Below are 24,018 nucleotides of genomic sequence, written 5' to 3'. Positions count from 1 at the left end.
CTCAGGAGGGTGATGGAGATCGAGACGGTCCCCGAGCTGGTCCGGCCCGTGGTGATCGCTGCGTTCGAGGGCTGGAACGACGCTGCCGAGTCGGCGACGGCCGTCGTGGACCACCTGATGAGGGCGTGGGACGCGAAGGTGGTCGCGGCGATCGACCCCGAGGAGTTCTACGACTTCCAGGTCAACCGTCCCACCGTCGGCATCGACGAGAACGGCTTCCGCAAGCTCACCTGGCCCAGCACGCATATCGCCATCGCCTCTCCCCCGGACCTGGACCGCGACGTGATCCTGGTCCGCGGCATCGAGCCGAACATGCGCTGGCGGCAGTTCACCGCGGAGATCCTGGCGACCATCGACGACCTGGGCGGCGAGCTGTTCGTGACCCTGGGCGCCCTGCTGTCCGACAGCCCGCACACCCGTCCGATCCCGGTCTCGGGCTCCACCACCGAGGCCGAGCTGATGGACCGGCTCGTCCTGGAGCAGTCGACCTACGAGGGACCGACCGGCATCGTCGGCGTCCTCCAGGACGCCTGCGCCCGCGTCGACATCCCCGCGGTGTCCTACTGGGCCGCCGTCCCCCACTACGTCGCCCAGCCCCCGTGCCCGAAGGCCACCCTGGCCCTGCTGACCCGGCTCGAGGACCTGCTCGAGATCCCGATGCCGCTCGGCGACCTCCCCGACGAGGCCCGGGCCTGGGAGCGGGGCGTCGACGAGCTGGCGGAGGAGGACGAGGACATCGCCGACTACGTCCGCTCGCTCGAGGAGTCACGCGACACCGCCGACCTGCCCGAGGCGTCGGGTGAGGCGATCGCGCGCGAGTTCGAGCGGTATCTCAAGCGGCGGGGCGAGACCGACTGAGCGCCGCGGTCGACGCGGTTCGGGCCCGAACCGCGTCGATTCGGGGTCCGGGGATGCCGCCTCTGCCTGATCGGTGCCGTGCTACAACGCGACGCCGAGGGCAGCGTCGAGCACCGGCAGCAGGGTGACGGCGGCGTCGGGGTCGCTGGTGTCGGCCAGGCCGCCGGTGCCGAGGGTGGCCTTGACCCAGGCGTCGACGGCAGCGGTCGCGCGGGGCGCGTCGAGGTCGTCGGCGAGCGCGGCGAGGACCTCCTCGACCACCGGACCGGCCGGGGCGCCCGCACCCAGCGCGAGGGCGCGGCGCCAGTCGGCGAGGTCGTCCACGGCCTGCCACAGGTGGGCGTCGGTCCACTCCCAGTCGCTGCGGTAGTGGTGCCGCAGGAGGGCCAGGCGGATCGCCATCGGGTCGATGTCGCTGTTGCGCAGGGCGGAGACGAAGACGAGGTTGCCGAGCGACTTCGACATCTTCTGGCCGTCGTAGGCGACCATCCCGGCGTGGGTGTAGACCCGGGCGAACGCCTCGCCGGTCGCGACCTGGGCGTGCCCGGCGCACATCTCGTGGTGGGGGAAGATCAGGTCGCTGCCGCCGGCCTGGACCTCGAACGCGCCGCCGAGGTGGGTGAGCGCGATCGCGGCGCACTCGATGTGCCAGCCGGGGCGGCCCGGTCCGTAGGGGCTGTCCCAGGCAGGCTCGCCGTCACGCTCGCCGCGCCACACGACGCAGTCGAGCGGGTCCTTCTTCCCGGCGCGGTCCGGGTCGCCCCCGCGCTCGGCGAAGAAGCGGAGCATCGTCTCGCGGTCGTAGTTCGACTCCTCGCCGAAGGCCCGGTCGGCGGCCACGGAGAAGTAGAGGTCCTGCTCGACCCGGTAGATCGAGCCGGCGGCGTCCAGGCGCTCGATCAGCTCGATGACCAGCGGGATCGACTCGACCGCACCGACGTACTCGACAGGAGGCAGGACGCGCAGCGCCTCCATGTCCTTGCGGAACAGCTCGGTCTCGCGCTCGGCGAGCTCCACCCAGTCGACGCCGACCTTGGCGGCGCGCTCGAGCAGGGGGTCGTCGACGTCGGTGACGTTCTGGACGTAGCGCACGTCGTGGCCGGCGTTGCGCCACGCCCGGTTGAGCAGGTCGAACGCGACGTAGGTGTTGGCGTGGCCGATGTGCGTCGCGTCGTAGGGGGTGATGCCGCAGACGTAGAGGCGCGCGGGCCCGCCGGACGCGTCAGGGCGACTCTCCACCTTGCCGCCGCGGGCGGTGTCGTGGAGGACGACCTGGGGTCCGGTGACCGGCAGCACCGGGAGACCCGGAGCGTTCCATGCGCGCATGCCTTGATGTTAGGGGTTGGCTCTAGAACGGCGGCCACGGGATCGCCGGCCACCCGTCGGAGGGCCCGGGCAGCACTCCCGTGGCCAGCAGCCGTTCGGTACGACGCTCCAGGGCGCGGATCTCGTGCTCGGCGAGATGGGTGGCGAGCCGTTCGCCGAGGTCGCCGCGGATCGCGGCGAGCACGGCGGTGACCACCGTGACCTCCTCGCTGGTGAGAGCGGTGCCGGCCCAGCCCCACAGCACGGTGCGGAGCTTGGCCTGGTGGTGGAAGGCGACCCCGTGGTCGACGCCGTACCGGTGCCCTCCGGGCATGGCGAGCACGTGACCACCCTTGCGGTCGGCGTTGTTGACCAGGACGTCGAACACGGCGAGACGGCGCAGGCCGGGCGAGTCCTCGTGGACGAGGGTGATCGGGCGGTCGCGCTCGTCGAGGCCCTCGACGACCTCCATCCAGCCGGGCGGCACCTCGCCCGAGCGGACCAGGGTGACGGCCTCGTCGTCCGGGTCGACCTCCTGCCACTCCTGGACCATGCCGGGCCCGTGCGGACCCTCGCCCCACCAGGTGCGCGGCACCAGGTCCCAGCCGGTGGCCTCGGACACGAGGAAGGCGCTCACCTCGCGCCCGGCGAGGGTCCCGTCGGGGAAGTCCCACAGCGGGCGTTCGCCGGCGACCGGTTTGTAGACGACCTCGCGTCCGTCGAGCTCGGCGAGGAAGGTCGCGTTGGACGCGGGCATGATCCGGCCGCGGATCTGCAGGCTCATCTCCAGCCTCGTCCCCACGGTCGCCGGCGGGTCACTGGTCGCCGGGCTCGCGCCGCTTGAACCCGTTGGCCCGCACGCACAGGTGGCCGTCGGGGTCGATCGGCTGCCCGCAGAAGGGACAGGTCGGCCGTCCGGCGCCCACGACGTGCTCCGCGCGTCGTACGAACGCCCGGGCCTGTCCCGGCTCGAGGCGGACCAGCAGGAGCTCGGCCGGGTCCTCGCCGTCGGAGAGCTCCACCGGCTCCTCCCCCACCGGGAAGACCTCGACCACCACCCGCTCGTCGTCGGGATCCCAGGACAGGGTCATGGTGCCGGCACGGAACTCCTCCTCGATGGGCAGCTCCAGCGGCTTGTCGTCGGCGAGTCCGAACGGCGCCATCGCGGGGACGGTGCCGCGCGAGCGCCCGTCGGCGATCACCTCGTCGAGGAGCTCGTCGATGCGCTCGGCCAGGGCGATGACCTGCTGCTTCTCGAGCGCGACCGAGACGAGCCGCGAGCCGGCACGGGCCTGCAGGAAGAAGGTGCGGCTCCCGGGCTCGCCGACGGTGCCGGCGACGAAGCGCTCAGGCGGATCGAATCCGTGGACGATCGGCATGGGGCGAGCCTAGTAGTCCGGTCAGTGGGGGCCGGCGCCGCCGCCGACGACGGCTCCCCGGGAGCGGGCCCGTCGCCTGCCCGTCCTCGGCGCCAGCCAGGACAGATCGCCGTCGTGGGTGTTGCTGGCCAGCACGTAGGGCCGGTCGGGGGCGTAGCGGACGATCGAGACCGACGCCGGGTCGACGCCGATGCGCTGGAACAGGTCGAGGTGCATGCCGAGGGCGTCGGCGAGGACCGACTTGATGATGTCGCCGTGGCTGACGGCCACCCAGACCGCGTCGGGGCCGTGCTCGCGCGTGACGGTCGCGTCGAGGCGTCGTACGGCGGCGACCGCGCGGTGCTGCATCGCGACCATCGACTCGCCGCCGGGGAAGACGGCCGCCGACGGCTGGCGCTGGACCGTCTTCCACAGCGGCTCCCGCGCCAGCTCCTTGATCGGGCGGCCCTGCCACTCGCCGTAGTCGCACTCGGCGAGCGCCTTCTCGGTGACGGCCGTGGCGTCGCGCCCTGCGTCGCGCTGGGCGTCGGCGATCGCCCGGGCGGTCTGCCGGCAGCGCTCCTGCGGGCTGGTGACGAGCGTGGCCAGCGGGACGCTCGCTATCCGAGCCCCCGCTCGCGACACCTGCTCACCGCCGAGATCGTCGAGCCGGACGCCCGGCGTGCGACCGGCCAGGATCCCGGACGCGTTCGCGGTCGTCCGGCCGTGCCGCACCAGCAGGAGTGTCGCCATGGCCGCGACTGTAACGACTAGCGTGGACACGTGATCGTCGACAGCGCCGTCTACCGGCACGGCACCCGCCTCCCGGTGGACTGCCACCTGCACGACTACGCCGCCCTGCGGGCCGCGGCGAGCAGCCACCACGACTTCGTGTGGGTCGGCCTCTACGAGCCGAGCCACGCCGAGCTGAGTGAGATCGCGCAGGCCTTCGACCTGCACCCGCTCGCCGTGGAGGACGCCGTCGTCGCCCACCAGCGACCCAAGCTCGAGAAGTACGAGAACAATCTGTTCCTTGTCCTCAAGACGCTCTGGTACGTCGACGAGGACGACGCCGTCGAGACGGGCGAGATCAACGTCTTCATCGGCGCCGACTTCGTGATCACCGTGCGGCACGGTCGCGGCTCGGCTCTCAGCGACGCCCGGCACGAGCTGGAGAAGAAGCAGGCGGTGCTCGACCACGGCCCGTCCGCGGTGATCTACGCCGTGTGCGACGCCGTGGTCGACGGCTACACCGCCGTGGTGGCGGAGCTGGAGACCGACGTCGACGAGGTCGAGGCCTCGGTCTTCTCCGACCGGCGCTCCCAGGACGGCGACCGCATCTACGTGCTCAAGCGCGAGCTCTCCGAGGTACGCCGCGCGGTGTTGCCGCTGCGGGAGCCGATGCGCCGCTTCGCGACCGGCACGGTCGACCTGGTCGAGGCGGAGGCGGCGCCGTTCTTCCGCGACGTCAGCGACCACCTCGCCCAGGCCGCCGAGGAGATCGACAACCTCGACTCCCTGCTGTCCTCCGCCTTCGACGCCCATGTCTCGCGCATCGCGATGCAGCAGAACGACGACATGCGCAAGATCTCCGCCGGCGCGGCGCTCGTCGTCGTGCCCACGCTGATCGCCGGGGTCTACGGCATGAACTTCACACACATGCCCGAGCTGGACTGGACCTTCGGCTATCCCTTCGCGCTGCTGCTCATGGCCGCCACGGCCGGCGGGCTGTGGATCCTGTTCAAGCGATCCGGCTGGTTCTGACGCTCGCCACCGGCTCGGTGGCTCACCCCTTGCTGGCGATGAGGTCGAGCGCGTACCCGATCCACCGGTCGGCCAGGACCCGGTCGATCCCGTGGCCCCGCTGCCCCTCGAGCTGGTTGATGTAGGCGGTCAGCTGGTTCCACTCCGTCGGGTGCTTCTTCTTGAGGTGGCTCTGCTGGGCCGCCAGCAGCGAGTCCTTGAGGCCGTCGTAGACCTTGCGATCCGTGATCAGGCCCAGGCTCCACGCGCGTTCGAGGTTGCTGAGCAGGCTCTCGGTCGTGGCGCGGACGCGGAACTGCCGTGGCGTCGTCGCGGTGTTGCCGACGTTGTCGGTGGCGGTCACGACGATGGTGTGGATCCCGGCGTCGAGCCAGAACATGTCGAGCACGGCACCGTTCGACGACGCCGCCCCGTCCAGGGTCACCGAGTGCGAGGCGACACCGGAGCCGGGGTCGGTGACGGAGTACTGGATCGAGGAGAGGTCGTCGGTGTCGTACTGCGCCAGGGCCGGCTGCTGGTAGGTCACTTCGGGCGGGGTGTTGTCGACGTACACGTCGAAGGACTGCTCCCGTACGCCGCAGGGGTCGACGGAGCGGGTCTGGACGTGGACCAGGCCGTCCCCGACGGTGCCGACGGTGACGGTGCCGGCGTTCGAACCGGTCGGCTGCCAGGGCCCGGGCGCCTGCCCGTCCGGGGTGACCCGGTAGGCCAGCGAGATCTCGCTGTCGGACCAGAACCCGTCGTGGGTGGCGATCGACAACGGGGTGGCCGAGGTGACGTAGGTGCGTCCGCCGGCGACGTACGTCGGCGTGCCGGTCGTGAAGGTCGCCGTCGGCGGCTGGGGGTCGTTGGGGTCGTTGCTGGTGACGCCGTCGCCGGTGGCGTCGCCGAGGTCGGGGAAGTCGGCGGTGCCGTTCTCCCAATCGGTGAACAGGCCGCGGAAGGCCCGCTCACGCAGCACGCACGACTCCCACAGCGGGAAGTCCCCGGTGCCGGCGCTCTCCCGGTTGAAGACGGGCTTGCCGTCCTGGCGCCACGCGTGGTCGCCGTCGATCAGCTTCAGCCACTGGCCGTCGCTGCCCCCGAGGCGCCGGGTCATGATGTTCTCGGTCTTCGCGGTGCCGTAGAGGGCGTACGGGTGCCCGACCTTCGTCGACAGGACCGCGTTGAGGGTGGGTCCGTCGAGCAGCAACAGCTTCGCGGTCGTGACGGTGTTCTGGTAGGCCGCGAACCGGTCCTCGTCGAAGGCGGCGGTGTCGGTCAGCGCGCCGCTGGGCTTGTGGTCGGCGGCCGTGAGGCCCAGGTAGCTGTCGAGCAGGTCGGCCTCGCCGTTGTCGAACAGGCTGATCGTCCCCAGCGAGCCGAGGCTCACCGACGGCGCCCGCATCCAGGCCGACGGGTTCTCCAGGAACTCCTCGATGTCGCTGATCGGCAACTCGAAGCGGTCCTCGATCGCCTTCTTGATGTAGTCGGTGATCGCCTTGTCGAGGATCGCGAGCGGGTTGAGGATCGGGTTGAGGACCGGGCCCAGCGCGTCCTGGAAGGCGGTGGTGACGGCGTCGGAGACGGTGGCGAGGGCCTCGGCGAGCGTCACGGCGACGTCGGGCGCGCCGAGCATGGAGAGCAGGTGGTCGTAGAGGAAGTCGTCGGACTCGTCCAGGACGACCTCGATCATGCCGATCCCGTCCTCGCAGTCGATGCGCAGCTGGTCGGACTCCGCACCCTTCCAGGCGCACTTCTCGTTCTGCAGGTCGCGCCGGGTCTGCGGGTCGAACAGGGCGCGGGTCGCGGCCAGGCCCAGCTCGCCCCAGTCCCGCAGGCCGGCGTCGATGTCGTCGATCCACGCCGAGGCGTACGCCTTGAGCGCCTGCTGGGCGGCCCATGCCACGGACTCGCCGGCCAGGGTCAGGAGCGCGGCGACGCTCTGGCCGACGAACTCGATGCCGAAGAGCGCAGCCTTGATCGGGCAGAGGATGGCGTCCCCGACGGAATCCTCGATGCCGTCGAAGTTGCAGGCGCTGGCCAGGTCGTCCAGGCTGTCCTGGAGGCTGTTGAAGTGGGCGAGCGCGTCACCCACCGGGTCGATGTCGGCGCCGCCGACGAAGGACGCCAGGCCGGCGCGCAGCTGGTAGAAGCGGTCGAGGATGGGTCCTCGCTTGTTGGTCGGCGAGCCGTTGTCCCGCTTGACCAGGGTGTTGTAGATGAACTTGATGGGCGCGTCGAAGGCGATCCCGGGCGTCGAGTCGTCGCTGATGTCGCCGCCCGGCGCCGGGCCACGCTCGGGGTTGCCGTCGTAGAAGCGGGTCGCGTCGCCGACATAGCCCTCGGAGATCAGGTGCTTGAGTGCGATCGACGCCTTCTCCGGGTCGCTGAGCAGCTCGTCGACGGCCGGGAAGATGCCCTCCGAGAGCTGGTTGACCATCGTGTGCGCCCACAGGTCACCGGCCGCGTGGGTGAGGAAGCCGTAGACGAAGGCCAGGATCTGGCTCTTCTCCTCGGTGCCGTACTGCGGGTCGTCCTGCGCCTCCCATGCCTTGCGCAGGAGGTAGGTCAGCCACAGCCCGGTGTCCTCGGGGTGGATGACGGACTGGCCCATCGCGAGATCCGGGAAGCCGTCGGGTCCGATCACGCCGGCGTTGTAGTACGACGGCCAGTCGCGCAGTGCCGCGACGACCTTCGGGTCGACGGCGTACTCAGCCCCGTCGATGGTGACCTTGCCGTTGTCGATCGCATCCGACCGCGCGTCCTGACCCGTCTGGACATGGGTGTAGGGCTTGAACGCCTCGGCGGGCAGGCTCAGCCCGAGACAGACGAGGGCGAGGGTGCTGATCGAGATCAGGACGCGGCGCAGGAACATGACAACCTCCGACTGGCTTCCGTCCCCCCGCTGGGCACGCTAGCCACGCCCGGGCCCGCGCGTGGCGGAATCCCTCGTTCTTTACCAGTCGGGCCCCTGCGGCGTCAGGCGGTGAGCACACCGGCGCCGAGCAGCACCAGCACGGCGGTGCCGAGCACGACCCGGTAGACCACGAACGGCGTGTACGACTTGGTGGTGACCCAGCGCAGCAGCCACGCGATCGCGGCGTACCCGACGACGAAGGAGATGACCGTGGCGACGATGGTCGGCCCCCAGCCGTAGTCGGCCTCGCCGGCGTGGGCCGTGCCGACGTTGCCGATCTCCTTGAGCTCGAACACGCCGGCGCCGACGACGGCGGGGATGGCGAGGAGGAAGGCGAAGCGCGTCGCCGCCTCCCGCTCGTAGCCGAGGAGGCGGCCCATCGACAACGTGGCGCCGGAGCGGGAGACGCCGGGGATCAGCGCCAGGGCCTGGGCGCCTCCCATGAGGGCGGCGTCGCGCAGGGACATCTGCTTCATCGCCAGCTCGTTGCGACCGATCCGGTCGGCGAGGCCGAGCACGAGGCCGAGAACGATCAGGGTGCAGCCGATGATCCACAGGTTGCGGAAGTCGCGTTCGATGACGTCCTTGAGCAGGACGCCGAGGATCACGATCGGCAGCGACCCGACGATGATGTACCAGCCCATCCGGGCGTCGAGGGCTCCGCGGTACTCCGGCTTGAACAGCGACAGCAGCCACGCGCGGGCGATGCGCCAGATGTCCTTGCGGAAGTAGACGAGCACGGCCAGCTCGGTGCCGATCTGGATGACCGCGGTGAAGGCGGCGCCGGGGTCGCCCCAGCCGAAGAGCTCCGGGAAGATCCGCAGGTGCGCGCTGCTCGAGATGGGGAGGAACTCGGTGAGTCCCTGGAGCACGCCGAGGAACACTGCCTGCAGGAAGTCCGCCACGACGCGCCATCCTAGGGACACCGCGGTGACGACCCTCATCCTCGCCCATCGGCGTGCCCGGCGCGTCCCGCTCGGCGGGGCGGATACCTTGTGCCCCATGCAGCAGCGGTACGTCGGCGCCAGCGGCCTCCAGGTATCGCGCCTCGCCCTCGGCACGATGACCTGGGGCAAGGACACCGACGAGCACGAGGCGCGCGACCAGCTGGCCGCGTTCGTCGAGGCCGGAGGTACGACGCTCGACACCGCCGCCGGCTACACCGACGGCCGCTCCGAGGCGCTGCTCGGCTCCCTGCTGGGGGACGTCGTGCGGCGTGACGAGGTCGTGATCGCCACCAAGGCGGGCATCTGGCGCCGCGGGAAGGAACGGGTCACCGACACCTCGCGCGGTGCGATGCTGCGCGGCCTCGACACCTCCCTCAAGCGGCTCGGCACCGACCACGTCGACCTGTGGCAGGTCCACGTGTGGAGCGACGACGTCCCCCTCGAGGAGACCCTGGGCGCCCTCGACCTCGCGGTGAGCAGCGGCCGGGCGACGTACGTCGGCATCTCGAACTTCAACGGGTGGCAGACCGCTCGGGCGGTCACTCTGCAGGAGGTCGCCGGCCGGGCGCGGATCGCGTCCACCCAGATGGAGTACTCGCTGGTCAACCGGCGCATCGAGCGGGAGGTGCTCCCGGCTGCCGAGGCCTTCGGTCTCGGCCTGTTCCCGTGGTCCCCGCTGGGCCGCGGTGTGCTGACCGGCAAGTACCGCACCGGCACCCCGTCCGACTCCCGCGCGGCCTCGCCCGTCTTCGCCGGGTTCGTCGACGCCTATCTCGACGACCACAGCCGCGGGATCGTCGAGGCGGTCGCCCGGGCCGCCGACGGGCTGGGCTGGACGCCGCTCGAGGTGGCCCTGGTCTGGGTCCGCGACTCCCCCGGCGTCACCGCGCCCGTGGTCGGCGCGCGCACCGCCGCCCAACTGGCCGGCGCGCTCGGCTCGGAGGAGAAGGTCCTGCCGCCCGAGATCCGGGCGGCGCTCGACGACGTCTCCGGAGGTGCCGCGTGAACGTCTCCCTGCTCCGTCCCGGCGTGATGCGCGGTCTGGGCCGCGGCGTCGAGTGGGAGTTCGAACGGGTCACCTTCGACCGCGAGTTCTCCCGCAACACGGTCGCGAAGCTCCTCGTCGAGCGGGCCGAGCACGGCGGCTGGGAGCTCGACCGCGTGCAGATCGGCCCGGACGGCCGGCGCCGCGTGGTGCTGCGGCGCAAGATCATCCGGGCCGTCCGCACGGCCTGAGCGGAGCTCTCCGCAGATCAGCGGATCTGCTGCAGGAAGCCCGCCACGTGCGTGCGCAGGTCCGCGGAGAGCCGCGAGAGCTCGAGCGAGGCGCCCGTCATCTCGGTCGCGCCGGTGCTGGTCGCGATGGTCGCCTCGCCGATGGCGGTCACGTCCTCGTTGACGCCCGAGACCGCACCGGCAGCCTCGGAGGTCGTCCGGCTCAGCTCCGCCGCGGCGTGACGCTGCTCGCCGACCGCGCCCGCGATCGTGGCCACGTTGTCGCCCATGCCGCGCACGGCGGCGCCGATCGTCTCGATCGCGGTGACCGCGGCGCCCGCGGCCGCCTGGATGGCGTGCACCTGCTGCTCGATCAGGCTGGTGGCGTCGGCCGTCTCGGAGGCGAGCGTCTTCACCTCGGAGGCGACCACCGCGAAGCCCTTGCCGTACTCCCCCGCACGCGCTGCCTCGATCGTGGCGTTGAGGGCCAGCAGCCGGGTCTGGCTGGCGACCTGGCTGATCACGCCGACCACCTCCCCGATCTCCTGCGAGGCCGTGGACAGGCTCTGCACGGTCGTCATCACCTGCTGGGTCTCCTCGACCGCCCGTACGCCGGCGTCGTTCGACTGGCTGGCCTGCTCCTCGATGGCCCGCACGGTGCTGACGAGTTGCTCGACGGCGGCCGCCGCGACGGTGACAGCGTCGGCGGCGGTATGGGAGTTCTCTGACACCTGGGCCGCCCGGGTCGCCGTCCCCTCCGCGTTGGCGGCCAGGGTGCGCGAGGATGCCTCCATCTCGGCCGCGGCCGCCGCGACCTGGTCGGAGAGCCCGAGGACAGCCTCCTCGAACCCGTCTGCGAGCTCGAGGCGCTGCCGCTCCTGGGCCGCGAGCTGCTCGTTGGCCTCGGCCATGGCGCCGATCGCGGTGTTGATCGTGACCGCGCCGGCTCGGAAGGAGCCGAGCATGCCGCGGACCAGGAAGCGGCGGAAGAACTTCCCATCGGCCGCGAACTCGAGCGATGCCGAGGACTCCCGGACGTAGGCGTCGGTGCGGTCCAGCAGGTCGTTGACGGCGGCGCGAGCCGCGACGAGGTCGGTGTCCTCGCCGAGGACGGGCACCCGCGGCTCGAGGTCGCCGGCCGCCGCGGAGCGACACACGCTCGTCATGGCGAGCAGCGCGGCGCGGCAGCGGTCCAGGTCCTCCCGCAGGGCGTCGGCGGTCTCGGTCTCGGCGGCGAGCACGGCGGTCATGCGGCCACCACCGTCGCGTTGTTGAGCGACCAGACGTACTCGTCGTACGACAGGCCGGCTTCGGCGAGCACCTGCTCGAGGAGCCGGCAGCCGGCCTCGACTGCCTCCCGCGCGTTGGAGTGCCGGCGCTCCTCGGCGACGAGTCGCTGATAGAGCGCGGTGATGGCGCTGAGCGCCGTCGCGTCCGCCGTCCGGCGGTTGGAGTGGTAGCCGACGATGTTGGCCGAGGTGTCGAAGGTGGGGGTCACGTGCGCGAGGACCCAGTAGTGGCTCCCGTCGGCACTGAGGTTCATCACGTAGGCGAAGATCTCCTGGCCGGACACGATCCTGTCCCACAGCAGCCAGAACACCGAGCGCGGCATGTCGGGATGCCGGATGACGTTGTGCGGCTTGCCGATCAGGTCGGACTCCGGGTAGCCGCTGATCTCGACGAACAGGTCGTTGACGTACGTCAGCCGCCCCTGCCGGTCCGTCTTGGACACGATGATCTGGTCCGGATGGAAGGTCTTCTCCACGCCTGTCGGCGCGATGGCGGTTCGAGACACGGTGCGACTCCCCTCATCCCGTCGGGCTGACGGGTCGACGGAAGGATCGGCGGCGGCCTCCGCGAGTTGAGGACTCCAACAGCGTCCGGCCTGGGCTCAGGCCTCGTCGAGGAACCGATCCATCACCCGCGCCCCGAACTCGAGCGCGTCGACCGGCACCCGCTCGTCGACGCCGTGGAAGAGGGCGGTGAAGTCCAGGTCGTCGGGCAGCCGGAGCGGCGCGAAGCCGAAGGCGCGCATCCCGAGCTTGGTGAAGTGCTTGGCGTCGGTGCCGCCGCTCATGAGGTACGGAGCGACCAGCGCGTCGGGGTCCTCCGCGAGCAGGCTGCGCGTCATCGCGTCGACCAGGGCACCGTCGTACGGCGTCTCCCACGGCGCCTGCCGCGACACGAAGTCGATGTCGACGCCCTCGCCGGTCAGCTCGGCGAGGGTCGCGAAGAACTCGTCCTCGAAGCCCGGCAGGAAGCGGCCGTCGACGTGGGCGGTGGCGTCGGTGGGGATGACGTTCACCTTGTAGCCGGCCTCGAGCATCGTCGGGTTGGTCGAGTTGCGCAGCACGGCGCCGAGCATCCGCGCCGCGCCCCCGAACTCCTCCACCAGCGCGGGGGCGTTCTCCGGGGTGGCCTCGACGCCGGCGAGCTCGCCGACCGTGGCGAGCAGGGTCCGCATGGTCGGGGTGAGCCGGACCGGCCAGTCGTGGGCGCCGATCCGCGCGACAGCCGCCGCGAGCCGGGTGACGGCGTTGTCGTCGTTCATCATCGAGCCGTGGCCCGCGCGGCCGCGGGCGCTGAGCCGCATCCACGCCATGCCCTTCTCGGCGGCCTCGATCAGGTAGAGACGCCGCCCGCGCACCGTCGTGCTGAACCCGCCGACCTCCCCGACCGCCTCCGTGCAGCCCTCGAACCACTCGGCGTGGTTCTCGACGAGCAGTTGGGCGCCCTCGTGCCCTCCGGCCTCCTCGTCGGCGGTGAAGCACAGCACGACCTCACGCTCGGGGACGCGCCCGGCCCGCTGGCGGGCGCGGACGACGGAGAGCAGCATCGCGTCGAAGTCCTTCATGTCGACCGCGCCGCGGCCCCACACGTAGCCGTCCTGCACCTCGCCGCTGAACGGGTGCACCGCCCAGTCCTCGGCCGCCGCGGGTACGACGTCGAGGTGGCCGTGCAGCAACAGCGCTCCGCGCTCCGCGGTGGCCCTCGAGCCGGCGCCGCCCCAACGGGCGACGACGTTGGCGCGGCCGGGCCTCGTCTCGATCACCTCGGCGGCGATGCCGACCTCGTCGAGCAGCCCCGCCACGTGCTCGGCCGCCTTCCGCTCGCCGGTGCTCTCGCCGCCGCCGTAGTTCGACGTGTCGATGCGGATCAGGTCGCGGCACAGGTCGACGACTTCTGCCGACGGGTCGTTGGATTCGGCCATGTCGCCATCGTCGCACGGCGCGGAGCACTAGCGTGCTGGACGTGGCTCCCCCCGACTGGAAGCAGTATCGCCCCGACGACACCCCCGATCCGGACAGGCCGGCGCCGGGGTCGAAGGCACCGGCGCCCTACCGCCCGCCCGCGCCGCCGAAGCCGATCCGCTCCGTCGAGGAGCGCACGGTCCGTCGTACCGGGCCACGAGCGGTCGCCGTCGGCATCGCCGGTGTCCTCGTCGCCGGGTGCGCCTGGGGAGCGTTCGCGGTGGTCCGCAACGCGACCGAGCCCGACCAGCCGCAGACCGCGGAGGGATTCGCCGCGATGCTGGTGGACCTGAGGGAGGAGACGGGCGGCACACAGGTCTTCGAGGCCGTCCTCTACCCCGGCTACGGCATCCTCGACGTGCCCGTGTCCCCCGGTGACGTGAAGCAGATCAGCTACCGCTGGGACGGCGGGCTCGACGAGTGGACGAAGGGCACGAGCGACGACGAGGCGTTCGACCTCGCCGACGTCTCGGGCGAGGTCCTCGACGGCCTGTGCGCACACACGCGCGACCTCGTCGACGACCCCGGCGACTGCTACCTCATCATCAGCAAGCCGGACGCCACCGACCCGAAGGCGGGTTGGATCTCCGCGTACACGAGCAACGAGTTCAGTCAGGGCGGCTACATCGAGTACGACCTCGAGGGCAACGAGGTCGAACGCCACACCTGGTGAGGACGGACGACCTCCTCGTCGTCACCGGGTCTGCCCGATCGGGCAGCCCGGTCTGCCCGTTCTCCCGGCGCTCAGCCGCCCGCGCCCCCGGTCCCGCGGACCTAGAGTGGTTGGCCAGCGCGACGTGGAGGGAGCCATGGCAGGCCAGCAGGCGTTCATTCCCTGGCACAGCGTCGCCGCGGGTGTCACCGCTCCCCGCACGGAGCCGCTCACCTTCGGGGAGGCGCTGGAGTCGCCCTGCGCGACCTGCTCGACGTCACCGTGCTGCACCCACCTCCCGGTGCACACCTTCCGGGTCGCGACGCTGGGCGATCTCTCCTACGCGGCCTACCTGCTGAACTTCGACCGGATCCGGCTCGGCGTCACGAGGACCGGTGACTGGAGCGCGTACTACGTCCGGCCGTGCCGCTTCCTCGATCCCACCGAGCTCACCTGCACGGTCCACGAGACGGCCCAGCAGCCGCAGATCTGCCGCAACTACAACCCCTTCCAATGTTGGTACCGGCGGTCGATGACGGCCTCGGTCACCGACGACTTCATGTTCATCGACCGGAGCCGGCTGGAGTTCATCGCCGAGCACGTGCGCTTCGACGACCAGCGCGCCATCGTCGCCATCCCGGACTGGGACGATCTGCTGGTGGCCTTCGCCGGGCTCAGCGACGACGAGCCCTGGGACGAGCAGGCAGCGATCCCCGACGACGGAGCCCGCACCCAGTGGCAGCGCCAGGTCCTCGACCCGGACGGCGTCGTACCCGCACACCGGCGCCTGCTGGCCTTCGCGGACGACGCGGAGCCCTGCGGATCGTGCTCGGCACCGTGCTGCGAGACCGTCGAGTTCCCACAGGGCCACCCCACGTCGCGCAGCTCGCTCGACTTCTTCCAGTTCTGCCTTGGCTTCCCGGGAGTCGAGCTGCTGATCAGCGACGCCGGGTGGACACTCGCGGTCAAGACCCGTTGCCGGCACCTGGCGGACGGAAGGTGCAGTGTCTACGGCGACCCGCAGCGCCCCCTCCTGTGCCGCTACTACGACGCGTGGAGGTGCACCTACCGCGACCGCTACCTGACCCCCCGCCCCACGGCGAGCCTGCGCATCACCCTCGAGGACTTCGGCGCCCTGACCGACACGGTCACCGTCGACGCCACAGGCACGATCGTCGAGATCGAGCCACTGGAGGGCATCCGGTCGCGGATGGAGGCCGCGTGGCGCAAGGCCGCGGGTCTGGGTCAGGAGGTGTCGTGAGCGAGCGCCTGCGCAAGGAGGTGCCCGCGCCCGTCCCCCATCGTCCACCGGCCCGCGCCACACCCACTTCCGCACCATCGCCGGCCCCACCGCCGATCGTGGCCACGCAGGCGGGGCCCACGCTGGGACCGATGACGCCGGTGTCGATGCAGCGGCTCGGCGTACGCGTCGGCAACTCCCGGCTCTCGACGTTCATGGGACCGGCTCCCTCCGGCGCCCGCCTGCAACGGGTGCCGGTCAGCTACCCCGACACCGGCGAGACCCTGTACGAGAACCCGTCGAGTCCCGGCGCCACGGCCGCGTCGCAGCAGTTCGAGGCCACCGGCTACGGCGGCGGCTCGATCGACTACGACATCGAGCGCACGGCGGACCATGCGGTCGTCACGGTCCGGGTCCAGTTCGTCAGCCAACCGCGCGGAGAGAACCGGTGGCTGGTCGACAAGGCGGGCAAGCTCCTGCTCGACGCGAAGGGTCAGAAGCAGCCGGACCCGACCTTCGCCGCCGACGTCGGCACCCCCAAGGAGATCCCGGCGGGCGACAAGCGCCGCGACTTCGCGACGGCCCAGTGCGAGAGCATCACCAAGTCGTGGAACCACTACGACCTGACCAGCAAGACGATCCCGAAGGCGGGGCAGGCGGGGCCGGACGGCACGTCGGCGCCCGCGCCGCCCGCGACGCCGGTGACCCTCCCCCTGAAGTTCGTGGCGAAGCCGGAGTTCGCACTGGGAGCCAAGGGCACCCACACGACGATCCGCGTCTACGGCGAGGACACGGTCGCCGATCGCGATGGCGCCCACCCGGTCGACTCGGGTCACTGGTACATGAACACCAAGGCCAACTACGGCGACATGGACCTGCACGCGATCTCCGCGCACGAGTACGGCCACCTGATCGGCCTCCAGGACGAGTACTTCCGCAGCGACGACCAGACCCACCAGATGCTGCACAAGATGGGCGGAGGCGCGAAGAACGCCGACGCCGCCCTCGACCAGAACACCCTGCGGATCATGGTCACGGCCGCGCTCTACCCGGTGATCGAGAGTCGGCTCACGCTCGGCATCGACGCCATCGCCGCCACCTTCGCGACGTCCTATCCGCTGCTGAGGAAGCAGCTCACCGGCGCGGTCCGCAGCGCGTGGGCCGACGCCGGACTGCGCGCAGGACTGGTGAAGCAGATCGAGCCGGCGCTGAAGTCGCCCGGCCTCAAGCGCCAACTGCCGGCCATCGTCGCCTTCGAGACCGGGGAGAACCTCTCCAACGTGACGCGGGCGAGCGACGCCCTCGCCAGCACCTCCGTGAAGTACGTCGAGAGCGTCGTCCTCGGCGAGTTCCTGGACTGGCAGGCCGCCATGAGCGCGGCCTTCTCCACGACCGGCGCCGACGGCTCCAGCCTCACCATCGGCACCGAGGTCAGCTCGAACGTCAGCACCTACGGCAGCACGGGAGCCGGAAAGGCGGCCGCGGCCGGGATCGCGGACACCGTGATCGGTGGCGGCGCACCGACCCCGAAGATCGCCCCGTCGAGCACGCTGCTCGGCCAGCTCGCCGACATTCCGAAGCAGTGGGAGACGCCGGGCAAGGGCCTGGACTCGGTCTACACCGCCGCGTACGTCGGACCGCAGATCTCCGCGGCCGCCGACGCAGCGGTCGCGACGGGTGCCTTCGGCAAGACCCTCGGAGTCGGGCAGCTCTACCTCCGGGTCCTCAAGCTGGTCGACTCGACCGTGCGCGCCAGCGCCACCAAGGCAGCCCGGTCCTTCGTCGACGACGCCGTGCATGCCAAGGTGGAGGCACAGCTCATGGGCCTGAAGAGCCAGATCGAGACGGAGGTCGCCGGCGTCCTCGGCATGAAGGCCGGCGCCCTCGCCGCCAAGTCGCCCGCCGATCCCAACGTCACCGCGCTCGCCACCAAGCTGCACACGATGCTGACCTCGCAGCAGGCGCCCGGCAAGTACGACTCGGCCGGCGAGATCACACCGGGCGCCGGCAGCGCCGGGATGGACGTGCGGCACAGCAGCAGCTCGATCATGAGCGCCAACGACGTGTCGAAGGCCGGCTTCCGCTCCGACCTCATCCAGCCGGTCGTCGACCAGTTCAACTCCAAGCTGAAACACGCCGACGAGGAGAGCTTCACTGCCAAGGTGAGCCGATGAGCACCATCTTGACCTTCACGTTCGCGACGCCGTCGGCGACGTACGACGTCGTCGAGCTCGCCGACGACGGCACCGTCACCCGCGCGACCGGGCGGCCGACCGGGCCGAGCGCCGACGTACGCCTGGGCTGGTGGCAGGGCGCACTCGACCCCGCCGTCGCCGGCACGGCGACCCGGCTCGCCGCGGCGGCGTGGCCCGACGCGGCGCTCCCGAGGCCACCGGCCGCCGGGGCGTGGACGGCGTCCGGCGCCACCTCGCGCCGCGGGCTGTGGGGAGATCCCGATGAGGTGGGCTCGGCACTGCGCGTCCTGCTCGCCGAGTGCACCGAGTCGGCGACGACGCCGCTGGCGGTGGTGCGACTCACCGCGACCCAGGCGGCCGACGACGCCCCGGTGCTGCTCTCGATCGCCTCCAGCGGCTCGGTCGCCCTCGAGGCCACGCTGCGCGACGACGCGCTGACCTCCGAGGAGACGGTCGTCTTCATCACCGAGGAGGCCGAGGTGGTCGGCTATCTCGGCACGCCGCTCCCCCTCCCGCCAGGGACACGGGCGACGGGCGTCCTCCACGGCCGCCGCCTCGGCCCGGACGGTCAGGCTCTCACCGGGTCGCTGCGTGTCGACGGACGTGCCCCGCTGTCGATCGCGGCCAGGGTCACTTCCGGGTGAAGAACTCCAGCTCGCCGATCGCCGTGCGGCTCTCGGCCGCCGACCCGGCGTAGGCCTTCCGGATCTCGATCCGCACCCTGGTGACCTTGCTGTCCCCGAGGTCGATGCGGGCCGGGCCACGCTTGTCCTCGAGGTGCGCGACGTGCAGCGCCGTCGAGTCGCCCTCGCGGTCGACGACGATGCGCAGCTCCTTCGGCCGCCCCTGGGCGAGGAATGCCTCCTCGTCCGACGACGACACCCCGGGCGTGACGAGCAGGTAGACCAACCGGACCGGACTGTCGAAGTGGACCTCGAGATACTCCCCCGCGCCCGCGCCCGTGGACGCCGGCGCCCAGTACTTGTTCGGCGTGCCGTCCCGTGCGAGCCGGGCGCCGTGACCGGGTTGGCTGCTGGACGCCGAGATCTTGCCGGGCACCTGCGGCTCCACCCCGGAGACCCGGTCGCGCACGGTGTCGACGGCGCCGATGACCACGTCGCGCAGCAGGAACCCGCCGATGCCGAGCGCGCCCAGCGCCACCACGGTGCCGATCAGGCGCGCCGGGCTCGGCGCCCGGCGTAGGGCATGCACGGTGGGTCGGCTGCCGGCTGCCGTCGTCCGCTTCCGTCGACGGAGGATCCGCCGCCACCACGGGATCCTCACGACCTCGGCCTCGGCGAGGGTGTGACCGCACCGACGGCAGAACATGCGGGTCGCCTTGTTGCCCGCGCCGCAGTCGCCGCAGACGAGGTCGCCGGGGTTGAGCGGCTCCGGCGGCGGCTGGGAGGCCCGCGACCTCGGCTGCGGGCGCGGCCGACCGGGCTGCTGCGCGCCGGGCTGCTGGAGTCCGGGCTGCGGGGCGGCCGGCTGCTGGTCGACGGGGACGACCAGCGCCTCCGCGACGCTCGGCGCCGCAGGCCCAGCACCGGACCCGTCACCACCTCCCGTCACCGGAGGCGGCGGCGGCACGGGCGCGGGCGGCCGTTCCGCCGTACCCCTGCGGTCGAGACGGGGTGGGGAGGCGGGCTGGGGGCGTCCCCGTCGTGGAGGCGTCGGCGGCGGCGCCGCCTCCACGGCCGCCTCCACAGCCACCGGCGCAGGCTCGGGCGCAGGCTCGGGCTCCGATGCTGCGCTCCACTGGAGGTAGCAGCCACAGTTGCCGCAGAACTGCTCGTCGGCATCCAGCGCCGCACCGCAGTCGGGACACACCCGGTTCATGGCTTGCCTTCCTTGTTGACGACGAAGGAGTGCGCGACGTGCGCGGGCTTGGTGGCCTCCAGCAGGGCGTCCACCCGGCGAGTGTCGACGCTCGCCGGATCGGCGGCCCGGATCCGGACCGCGACGTGCGGCTGGGCGACGCCCGGCAGGTCGCCGTCCGGCCGCTGGGACCACACGCACCCGCCGGAGTCCCGGACCTCGACCTCCACGCCGAGGCCGAGCGACAGGGCCTCCTGGATGCCGCGCGCGGTCCCTCGGCGACGGTGCACCTGCGCGGCGCGGGCGATCACGGCCCGGCGCTGCGCCAGGTCCCAGGAGTCGTCCAGCTCGACGCCGACCCAGGCGGCCAGGAAGGCCAGGAAGTCCTCCGGCGCGAGATGCGGGTCGAAGTAGGACCACAGCGAGTCGAGGGTCGCGAAGATCGGCGCGTAGCCATCGTCGAAGGCGCGCACGAACCGCTGCAGGAACTCGTCGTCCTGCAACACTCCGGGAAGCCGGTGGAGCACCGGCACCGGGCTGTCGAGCCCGGGGATCTGCCCCCGGGAGGTGCGTGTCTCATCCACCGCTGACCACTCGGATCCGGTGGTCGAAGGAGAACGTCAGTGCGTTGCGGTCCAAGTCGATGCGCTGGGTCGCCTGGCCGCGCTTGCCGGTGATCGGGTCGGCGCCGAAGAGCGCCACGTCCTCGACCAGCTCGGTTCCGGCGAGACGTTGGAGTACGGCGTACACCTCACCCGCCTGGACCGGTCGGCCGAAGGGCCAGCCGGTGCCGTCGGGTCCGCCCGCGAGAGGGCTGTAGTAGCGGTTGAGGGCGAGCAGTGCCTCGCGCTGCAGCTCCTCGGGCACCGCGCGGAGCCGCGCGACGAGTGTCGCCACCACCGTCACCCCCTGGTAGAACGGCGGCTCCACGACCACGCGTGCGCCGACCGTACGGCGCTCCTCGATGAAGTCCGTGACGGCCTGCAGTGTCTCCGGGGTGGGTACGAGGTCCTCGAAGCGCAGCCTGCCGTCGGCGTCCGCGGGTGCTGCCGGGACCAGCAGCACGCGGACCCCGCCTGCCTCCTCGGCCGAGCTGGCCGGCACTGTCCGGACCCTCGCGACCTGGGGCGCCGCCGACCGCGCGAGCTGGTCGTAGTCCTCGGCCGTGACGGCGCGGTCGCGGGTGCGCAGCGCCAGCGGGCCCCGCAGCTTGGCCTCCTCGACCGTCTCGGCGGCGACGCCGCCGATGGCGGCGCGACGGTTCTCGACCCGGTCGATCCCCGGCACGGTGGTGCGCAGCACGCGCACGAGACCGGCCGAGACGTTGCCGGTCGGCCCACCACCGACCCGATACGACCGCACGCGCAGCGGTGCGCCCTTGGCCGGCACCGCGCCGTACATCCGCAGGCCGCCCTCGGGCTCGCGGACCGCCGGCCCGAACTGCACGTCGCCGGTGGCACGATCGACCCGGAACACGGAGTCGTCGGCGTCGCACCCGGCGAAGGAGTCCACCTCGCGCCAGCGCTCCCAGCCCCCGCCCGCGGCCACCTCGAGGCCGAGCTCCCGGCCGTCGGAGACCACCGGGCCGTGCGCCAGCCGGAAGACCTGTCCGGGCACGCCCTCGGACATGCCGAGCACCTCGTCCTCGATCACCTCGGCGTGCACCGCCTCGACCGTGCCGCCGACGGTGAAGGCGACGGCGCTGGAGATCGTGGGGCTGGAGCTGTAGAAGGGGTATCCCTCGATGGCCGGCACCGCTCGGCAACGGACCCACCCGGCCCGCTGGTTGGCGATGAGCGACGCGGTGTGGGTGCGCGGGAGGTGCACGATGACGTCGCCTTCGCGGTTGAGGCCGCCGGTGTCGTCGCGGTCGACCTCGCAACCGATCCACGCCGCTCCGTCCCACGCCTCCCACGCCAGCGGAGGGGCGGTGGGGTCGACGCCGACGCCCTGCACCTGGCAGCTGAAGCGGAACGCGACGGCGCACGACGGGGCGGCGTCGTCGAGCCCGAGCAGGAGCGCGTCGTCGTACGCCGGCTGCTCGGCGAAGCACGGGAACTCCGTCCCCAGGCTCAGCTCGCTGTCACGAGAGACCGGCTCGCCGTCGGCGGCCTGCACGAAGACGTGACGCAGCTCGCGCGGCGGCATGGCGAGGTCGCGCGTCGTACCGAAGACGACGGCGTTGTCCCGCTCCGTGCGCAGTGTCGCGACCTCCGCGCCGGCGGGGAGGGCGACCGTCTCCTCCGGCGGCGCCGACAGCCACGCCGTGACGTCGACTCGGGCGGGCGTCGGCGGGTGCAGCGTGACGCCGAGGAGGTCGAGGAAGGTCACATACATCCGGTCGGGCACCCGATTGAGCCGGTAGAGCAGCTCGTCGGTCATGAAGGCGAAGGTCTCGATCAGCGTCACTCCGGGGTCCGACACGTTGTGGTCGGTCCACTCGGCGCAGCGCTGCTGGACCATCCGCTTGGCGTCGTCCACCAGGTCCTGGAAGCGGCGGTCGTCGAGGTTGGGGATCGGCAGCGACATGTCACACCAACTCTTCGTGCGGGGGGATCACATAGAACGGGAAGACCAGGTTGCGTGGATCGTTCGTGCCGCGGACGACGTACTCGACGTCGACGTAGAGCACGCCGCGGTCGACCGCGTCGAAGCGGACGGTGACCGCCTCGAGGTCGACGCGGGGCTCCCATCGCGTGATCGCGACCCGGACGGCGTAGGCGATGTCTCCGGCCGTCGATGCGTCCGCGGGCGCGTAGACGTAGTCGTGCACGGCACAGCCGAACTCCGGTCGCATCGGGCGCTCGCCCGGTGCGGTCATCAGGATCAGCCGGATGCTCTCCTCGATCTCGCGGGTGCCGCTGACCAGCGCGATCCGGCCGGTCGGGGCGGACCGCAGCGGGAAGGCCCAGCCGGATCCGACGAACTCCTCCCCCATGGCTCAGCCCCCGATCATCACGGTCGGGCAGCCGGGCGGCAGGATCGCGGCGCCGCAGCCCGTGAGGTCGCCGACCCGGGCCGCCGGCTTGCCGCCGATCAGGACGGTCGCCGAGCCCTTGACGATCGGCGACGGCGGATGCGGACCGGCGGGGGGCGGGAAGGAGCAGGTGTGCAGGTCGCCCAGGACCGCTGCCGGCAGCCCGCCGATGAGCACCGTCGGACAGCCCGGTCCCGTGATCACGCCCGGATGGGGCGTCAGGTCCCCGACCCTTGCCGCGAACGACATCAGCACTCCTCCCGTCCGCGCATCAGTTGATCTTCACCATCGAGCCCTTGACGGAGGTGATGCCGGAGGAGCCGAGCTCCGCGGCGGCCTGCGCCGTGACCTTGACGTTGGTGCCTTTGAGCTCGAGGCTCCCCTTCGCCTCGACCGTGACGTTGACGCCCTTGAGCGTGATGTTGCCGGCGCCGGTGCTCACCTCGACGTTCTGCTTCGCCTTCACCGTGCAGGGGCCCTCGGAGAGGATCTCGATCCCCTTGGCCGTCTGGTTGAGCGTGATCCGCTGGGCGCCGGCGTTGGTGCTGATCTGCAGCGATTCCTGACCGGCCTTCTCGAGGAGCTCGACGCGCATGCCGGTGCGGCCGACGAATCCGCGCCGGACGATCTTGCCGTCGGTGCTGTCGATGTTGGCCGCCCAGCCGCCCTGCGGCGGATCGACGCCGTTGTAGAGCCCGCCGAGGATGTAGGGGTCGCCGAGGTCGCCCTGCCCGAAGGCCACCAGCACTTCGTCGCCGATCTCGGGCAGCACGAGGCTGCCTCGGTCCTTGCCGGCACCCGGCTGCACGGTCCGCGCCCACCACGACTCGTAGGAGTCGGCCAGCCAGGGGAGCTTGATCTTGACGCGGCCGTGGTTGTCGGGATCGCGGACGTTCGTCACCAGCGCCGGGACCACCCCGGCGACCTGGGCGCGCGGGTGCGTCGTCGGGCTGGCGGTGCCGAACAGCGAGCGCTCGGAGGCGTTGCTGGCGGTGAAGTGGGTGCGGTAGCCGAACTCCCTCGAGAACTCGTGGCGCGTGGCGGTCAGCACGTACTTCCCGGTGAATGCCTGGCCGACGCCGGTCAGGGAGACGGCTGCCCCGGCACGCAGCTTCGGGTTGCCGCGCGCCGTACCGTCCAGCTCGGAGAATCCGCCCGCGATGTGGTCGGCGAGGGCTGCTGCGACCGCCTTCGCCTGATGCTGCGCGCGGATGTCCACCCGGCCCAGGACGTAGGGCGTCGCGTTGAACTTCCCCGCGAGGGTGGAGGGGGACAGTCCCGAGTCGGGCTGGGCGCTGGCGGTCGTGGCCGGCTCGGTCGCCGTCACCTCCCGTTTGTGAACCGGGTCCCAGCCGCGGACCTCGACCCGCGGCACCTGACCGTCCGCGGTCATGGTGCCGCGCAGGTTGATCAGGTTGACTCCGCGCTCCAACACCATCGGGTCCTCGCGGGCCTGCTTCGAGGCCGGTGCGCCCGACGCCGGCGAACGGGCGACGAACTCGAGCCGCCCCTCGGCCATCCGGATGATCCGGTCGTTCT

Annotated in this window: 23 protein-coding genes; 8 read left to right on the top strand and 15 right to left on the bottom strand. The window is 71.7% G+C overall.

Going from position 1 to position 24,018, the window contains the following annotated elements; all coding sequences use genetic code 11:
• Positions 1-12: 12 nt before the first annotated feature.
• Positions 13-858 carry a PAC2 family protein gene (locus tag FHP29_RS12730; protein WP_420813421.1) on the top strand — a complete coding sequence of 282 codons (846 nt, stop codon included), beginning with the start codon at positions 13-15 and terminating at the stop codon, positions 856-858.
• A gap of 81 nt (positions 859-939) precedes the next feature.
• Here FHP29_RS12730 and mshC read toward each other — a convergent pair whose 3' ends face one another.
• From mshC to FHP29_RS12710, 4 genes are read right to left on the bottom strand one after another with little or no spacing between them, the layout of a single operon-like run.
• On the bottom strand, positions 940-2,184 hold the full coding sequence (gene mshC / locus FHP29_RS12725) for a cysteine--1-D-myo-inosityl 2-amino-2-deoxy-alpha-D-glucopyranoside ligase (protein WP_139623213.1): 1,245 nt from the start codon (positions 2,182-2,184) through the stop codon (positions 940-942).
• A 22-nt stretch (positions 2,185-2,206) separates the two neighbouring features.
• Positions 2,207-2,947 carry an SCO1664 family protein gene (locus tag FHP29_RS12720; RefSeq protein WP_139623212.1) on the bottom strand — a complete coding sequence of 247 codons (741 nt, stop codon included), beginning with the start codon at positions 2,945-2,947 and terminating at the stop codon, positions 2,207-2,209.
• A gap of 31 nt (positions 2,948-2,978) precedes the next feature.
• Positions 2,979-3,542 carry a DUF3090 domain-containing protein gene (locus FHP29_RS12715; protein WP_139623211.1) on the bottom strand — a complete coding sequence of 188 codons (564 nt, stop codon included), beginning with the start codon at positions 3,540-3,542 and terminating at the stop codon, positions 2,979-2,981.
• Between the two features lie 21 nt (positions 3,543-3,563).
• Positions 3,564-4,274 (bottom strand): histidine phosphatase family protein, encoded by a 711-nt coding sequence (locus FHP29_RS12710; RefSeq protein WP_139623210.1) that lies wholly within the window; start codon positions 4,272-4,274, stop codon positions 3,564-3,566.
• Positions 4,275-4,304: 30 nt separating this feature from the next.
• Here FHP29_RS12710 and corA point away from each other — a divergent pair, with 30 nt between their 5' ends.
• Positions 4,305-5,285: a magnesium/cobalt transporter CorA gene (corA, locus tag FHP29_RS12705; RefSeq protein ID WP_139623209.1), complete on the top strand. Its 981-nt coding sequence runs from the start codon at positions 4,305-4,307 to the stop codon at positions 5,283-5,285.
• Positions 5,286-5,307: 22 nt separating this feature from the next.
• Here corA and FHP29_RS12700 read toward each other — a convergent pair whose 3' ends face one another.
• A complete protein-coding gene (locus tag FHP29_RS12700) occupies positions 5,308-8,142 on the bottom strand; it encodes a hypothetical protein (protein ID WP_139623208.1) in 2,835 nt (944 codons plus the stop codon).
• Positions 8,143-8,246: 104 nt separating this feature from the next.
• Positions 8,247-9,089 carry an undecaprenyl-diphosphate phosphatase gene (locus tag FHP29_RS12695; protein WP_240044476.1) on the bottom strand — a complete coding sequence of 281 codons (843 nt, stop codon included), beginning with the start codon at positions 9,087-9,089 and terminating at the stop codon, positions 8,247-8,249.
• A gap of 97 nt (positions 9,090-9,186) precedes the next feature.
• Here FHP29_RS12695 and FHP29_RS12690 point away from each other — a divergent pair, with 97 nt between their 5' ends.
• Both FHP29_RS12690 and FHP29_RS12685 read left to right on the top strand, forming a co-directional pair.
• Positions 9,187-10,137 carry an aldo/keto reductase gene (locus FHP29_RS12690; RefSeq protein WP_139623206.1) on the top strand — a complete coding sequence of 317 codons (951 nt, stop codon included), beginning with the start codon at positions 9,187-9,189 and terminating at the stop codon, positions 10,135-10,137.
• A complete protein-coding gene (locus FHP29_RS12685; RefSeq protein ID WP_420813417.1) occupies positions 10,134-10,367 on the top strand; it encodes a DUF5703 family protein in 234 nt (77 codons plus the stop codon). Before FHP29_RS12690 ends, FHP29_RS12685 begins: the two co-directional genes overlap by 4 nt.
• Positions 10,368-10,384: 17 nt before the next feature.
• Here the strand turns inward: FHP29_RS12685 and FHP29_RS12680 are convergent, their stop codons facing one another.
• The 3 genes from FHP29_RS12680 to FHP29_RS12670 all read right to left on the bottom strand — a co-directional run bounded on the left by FHP29_RS12680 (position 10,385) and on the right by FHP29_RS12670 (position 13,557).
• Positions 10,385-11,596 carry a methyl-accepting chemotaxis protein gene (locus FHP29_RS12680; protein WP_139623205.1) on the bottom strand — a complete coding sequence of 404 codons (1,212 nt, stop codon included), beginning with the start codon at positions 11,594-11,596 and terminating at the stop codon, positions 10,385-10,387.
• Positions 11,593-12,141: a PAS domain-containing protein gene (locus tag FHP29_RS12675; RefSeq protein WP_139623204.1), complete on the bottom strand. Its 549-nt coding sequence runs from the start codon at positions 12,139-12,141 to the stop codon at positions 11,593-11,595. Before FHP29_RS12675 ends, FHP29_RS12680 begins: the two co-directional genes overlap by 4 nt.
• 96 nt (positions 12,142-12,237) lie before the next feature.
• Positions 12,238-13,557: a M20/M25/M40 family metallo-hydrolase gene (locus FHP29_RS12670; protein WP_139623203.1), complete on the bottom strand. Its 1,320-nt coding sequence runs from the start codon at positions 13,555-13,557 to the stop codon at positions 12,238-12,240.
• A gap of 41 nt (positions 13,558-13,598) precedes the next feature.
• On the opposite strand from FHP29_RS12670, the gene FHP29_RS12665 reads away from it, so the two are divergent.
• From FHP29_RS12665 to FHP29_RS12650, 4 genes are all read left to right on the top strand, one after another.
• The gene (locus tag FHP29_RS12665) at positions 13,599-14,270 is read left to right on the top strand and encodes a hypothetical protein (protein ID WP_139623202.1); all 672 of its coding nucleotides are present in this window, start codon (positions 13,599-13,601) and stop codon (positions 14,268-14,270) included.
• A gap of 136 nt (positions 14,271-14,406) precedes the next feature.
• The gene (locus FHP29_RS12660) at positions 14,407-15,510 is read left to right on the top strand and encodes a YkgJ family cysteine cluster protein (protein ID WP_139623201.1); all 1,104 of its coding nucleotides are present in this window, start codon (positions 14,407-14,409) and stop codon (positions 15,508-15,510) included.
• Between the two features lie 131 nt (positions 15,511-15,641).
• Entirely contained in the window at positions 15,642-17,663 is a 2,022-nt protein-coding gene (locus FHP29_RS12655; protein ID WP_139623200.1) for a hypothetical protein, read from the top strand.
• Positions 17,660-18,328, top strand: coding sequence for a hypothetical protein (locus FHP29_RS12650; protein ID WP_139623199.1), 669 nt, complete (start codon positions 17,660-17,662; stop codon positions 18,326-18,328). The genes FHP29_RS12655 and FHP29_RS12650 overlap by 4 nt, the downstream gene beginning before the upstream one ends.
• Here the strand turns inward: FHP29_RS12650 and FHP29_RS12645 are convergent.
• From FHP29_RS12645 to FHP29_RS12620, 6 genes are all read right to left on the bottom strand, one after another.
• Positions 18,315-19,523 carry an NADase-type glycan-binding domain-containing protein gene (locus FHP29_RS12645; protein WP_139623198.1) on the bottom strand — a complete coding sequence of 403 codons (1,209 nt, stop codon included), beginning with the start codon at positions 19,521-19,523 and terminating at the stop codon, positions 18,315-18,317. The two genes, FHP29_RS12650 and FHP29_RS12645, sit on opposite strands and share 14 nt — an antisense overlap.
• The gene (locus tag FHP29_RS12640) at positions 19,520-20,086 is read right to left on the bottom strand and encodes a phage tail protein I (protein ID WP_139623197.1); all 567 of its coding nucleotides are present in this window, start codon (positions 20,084-20,086) and stop codon (positions 19,520-19,522) included. Before FHP29_RS12640 ends, FHP29_RS12645 begins: the two co-directional genes overlap by 4 nt.
• A complete protein-coding gene (locus FHP29_RS12635; RefSeq protein WP_139623196.1) occupies positions 20,079-22,031 on the bottom strand; it encodes a putative baseplate assembly protein in 1,953 nt (650 codons plus the stop codon). The genes FHP29_RS12640 and FHP29_RS12635 overlap by 8 nt, the downstream gene beginning before the upstream one ends.
• Position 22,032: 1 nt before the next feature.
• The gene (locus FHP29_RS12630) at positions 22,033-22,440 is read right to left on the bottom strand and encodes a GPW/gp25 family protein (RefSeq protein ID WP_139623195.1); all 408 of its coding nucleotides are present in this window, start codon (positions 22,438-22,440) and stop codon (positions 22,033-22,035) included.
• 3 nt (positions 22,441-22,443) lie between these two features.
• Positions 22,444-22,728 carry a PAAR domain-containing protein gene (locus FHP29_RS12625; protein WP_139623194.1) on the bottom strand — a complete coding sequence of 95 codons (285 nt, stop codon included), beginning with the start codon at positions 22,726-22,728 and terminating at the stop codon, positions 22,444-22,446.
• A gap of 22 nt (positions 22,729-22,750) precedes the next feature.
• On the bottom strand, positions 22,751-24,018 hold a 1,268-nt coding region (locus FHP29_RS12620; protein WP_205014058.1), incomplete at its 5' end, for a VgrG-related protein.

The organism is Nocardioides albidus (assembly GCF_006335005.1).
GTDB classification, from domain to species: Bacteria; Actinomycetota; Actinomycetes; order Propionibacteriales; family Nocardioidaceae; genus Nocardioides; species Nocardioides albidus.
The sequence above is the reverse complement of the archived record's forward strand: the minus strand, read 5'-3'. Positions and strand labels throughout refer to the sequence as shown.

What these genes read in the sequence shown, in the direction of transcription:
- FHP29_RS12710 (WP_139623210.1), bottom strand. Translation starts at nt 4,274, where the DNA reads ATGGCGACACTCCTGCTGGTGCGGCACGGCCGGACGACCGCGAACGCG.
- FHP29_RS12680 (WP_139623205.1), bottom strand. Translation starts at nt 11,596, where the DNA reads ATGACCGCCGTGCTCGCCGCCGAGACCGAGACCGCCGACGCCCTGCGG.
- FHP29_RS12625 (WP_139623194.1), bottom strand. Translation starts at nt 22,728, where the DNA reads ATGTCGTTCGCGGCAAGGGTCGGGGACCTGACGCCCCATCCGGGCGTG.
- mshC (WP_139623213.1), bottom strand. Translation starts at nt 2,184, where the DNA reads ATGCGCGCATGGAACGCTCCGGGTCTCCCGGTGCTGCCGGTCACCGGA.
- FHP29_RS12660 (WP_139623201.1), top strand. Translation starts at nt 14,407, where the DNA reads ATGGCAGGCCAGCAGGCGTTCATTCCCTGGCACAGCGTCGCCGCGGGT.
- FHP29_RS12720 (WP_139623212.1), bottom strand. Translation starts at nt 2,947, where the DNA reads ATGAGCCTGCAGATCCGCGGCCGGATCATGCCCGCGTCCAACGCGACC.
- FHP29_RS12730 (WP_420813421.1), top strand. Translation starts at nt 13, where the DNA reads ATGGAGATCGAGACGGTCCCCGAGCTGGTCCGGCCCGTGGTGATCGCT.
- FHP29_RS12670 (WP_139623203.1), bottom strand. Translation starts at nt 13,557, where the DNA reads ATGGCCGAATCCAACGACCCGTCGGCAGAAGTCGTCGACCTGTGCCGC.
- FHP29_RS12700 (WP_139623208.1), bottom strand. Translation starts at nt 8,142, where the DNA reads ATGTTCCTGCGCCGCGTCCTGATCTCGATCAGCACCCTCGCCCTCGTC.
- FHP29_RS12655 (WP_139623200.1), top strand. Translation starts at nt 15,642, where the DNA reads ATGACGCCGGTGTCGATGCAGCGGCTCGGCGTACGCGTCGGCAACTCC.
- FHP29_RS12690 (WP_139623206.1), top strand. Translation starts at nt 9,187, where the DNA reads ATGCAGCAGCGGTACGTCGGCGCCAGCGGCCTCCAGGTATCGCGCCTC.
- FHP29_RS12630 (WP_139623195.1), bottom strand. Translation starts at nt 22,440, where the DNA reads ATGGGGGAGGAGTTCGTCGGATCCGGCTGGGCCTTCCCGCTGCGGTCC.
- FHP29_RS12715 (WP_139623211.1), bottom strand. Translation starts at nt 3,542, where the DNA reads ATGCCGATCGTCCACGGATTCGATCCGCCTGAGCGCTTCGTCGCCGGC.
- FHP29_RS12635 (WP_139623196.1), bottom strand. Translation starts at nt 22,031, where the DNA reads ATGTCGCTGCCGATCCCCAACCTCGACGACCGCCGCTTCCAGGACCTG.
- FHP29_RS12650 (WP_139623199.1), top strand. Translation starts at nt 17,660, where the DNA reads ATGAGCACCATCTTGACCTTCACGTTCGCGACGCCGTCGGCGACGTAC.
- FHP29_RS12645 (WP_139623198.1), bottom strand. Translation starts at nt 19,523, where the DNA reads ATGAACCGGGTGTGTCCCGACTGCGGTGCGGCGCTGGATGCCGACGAG.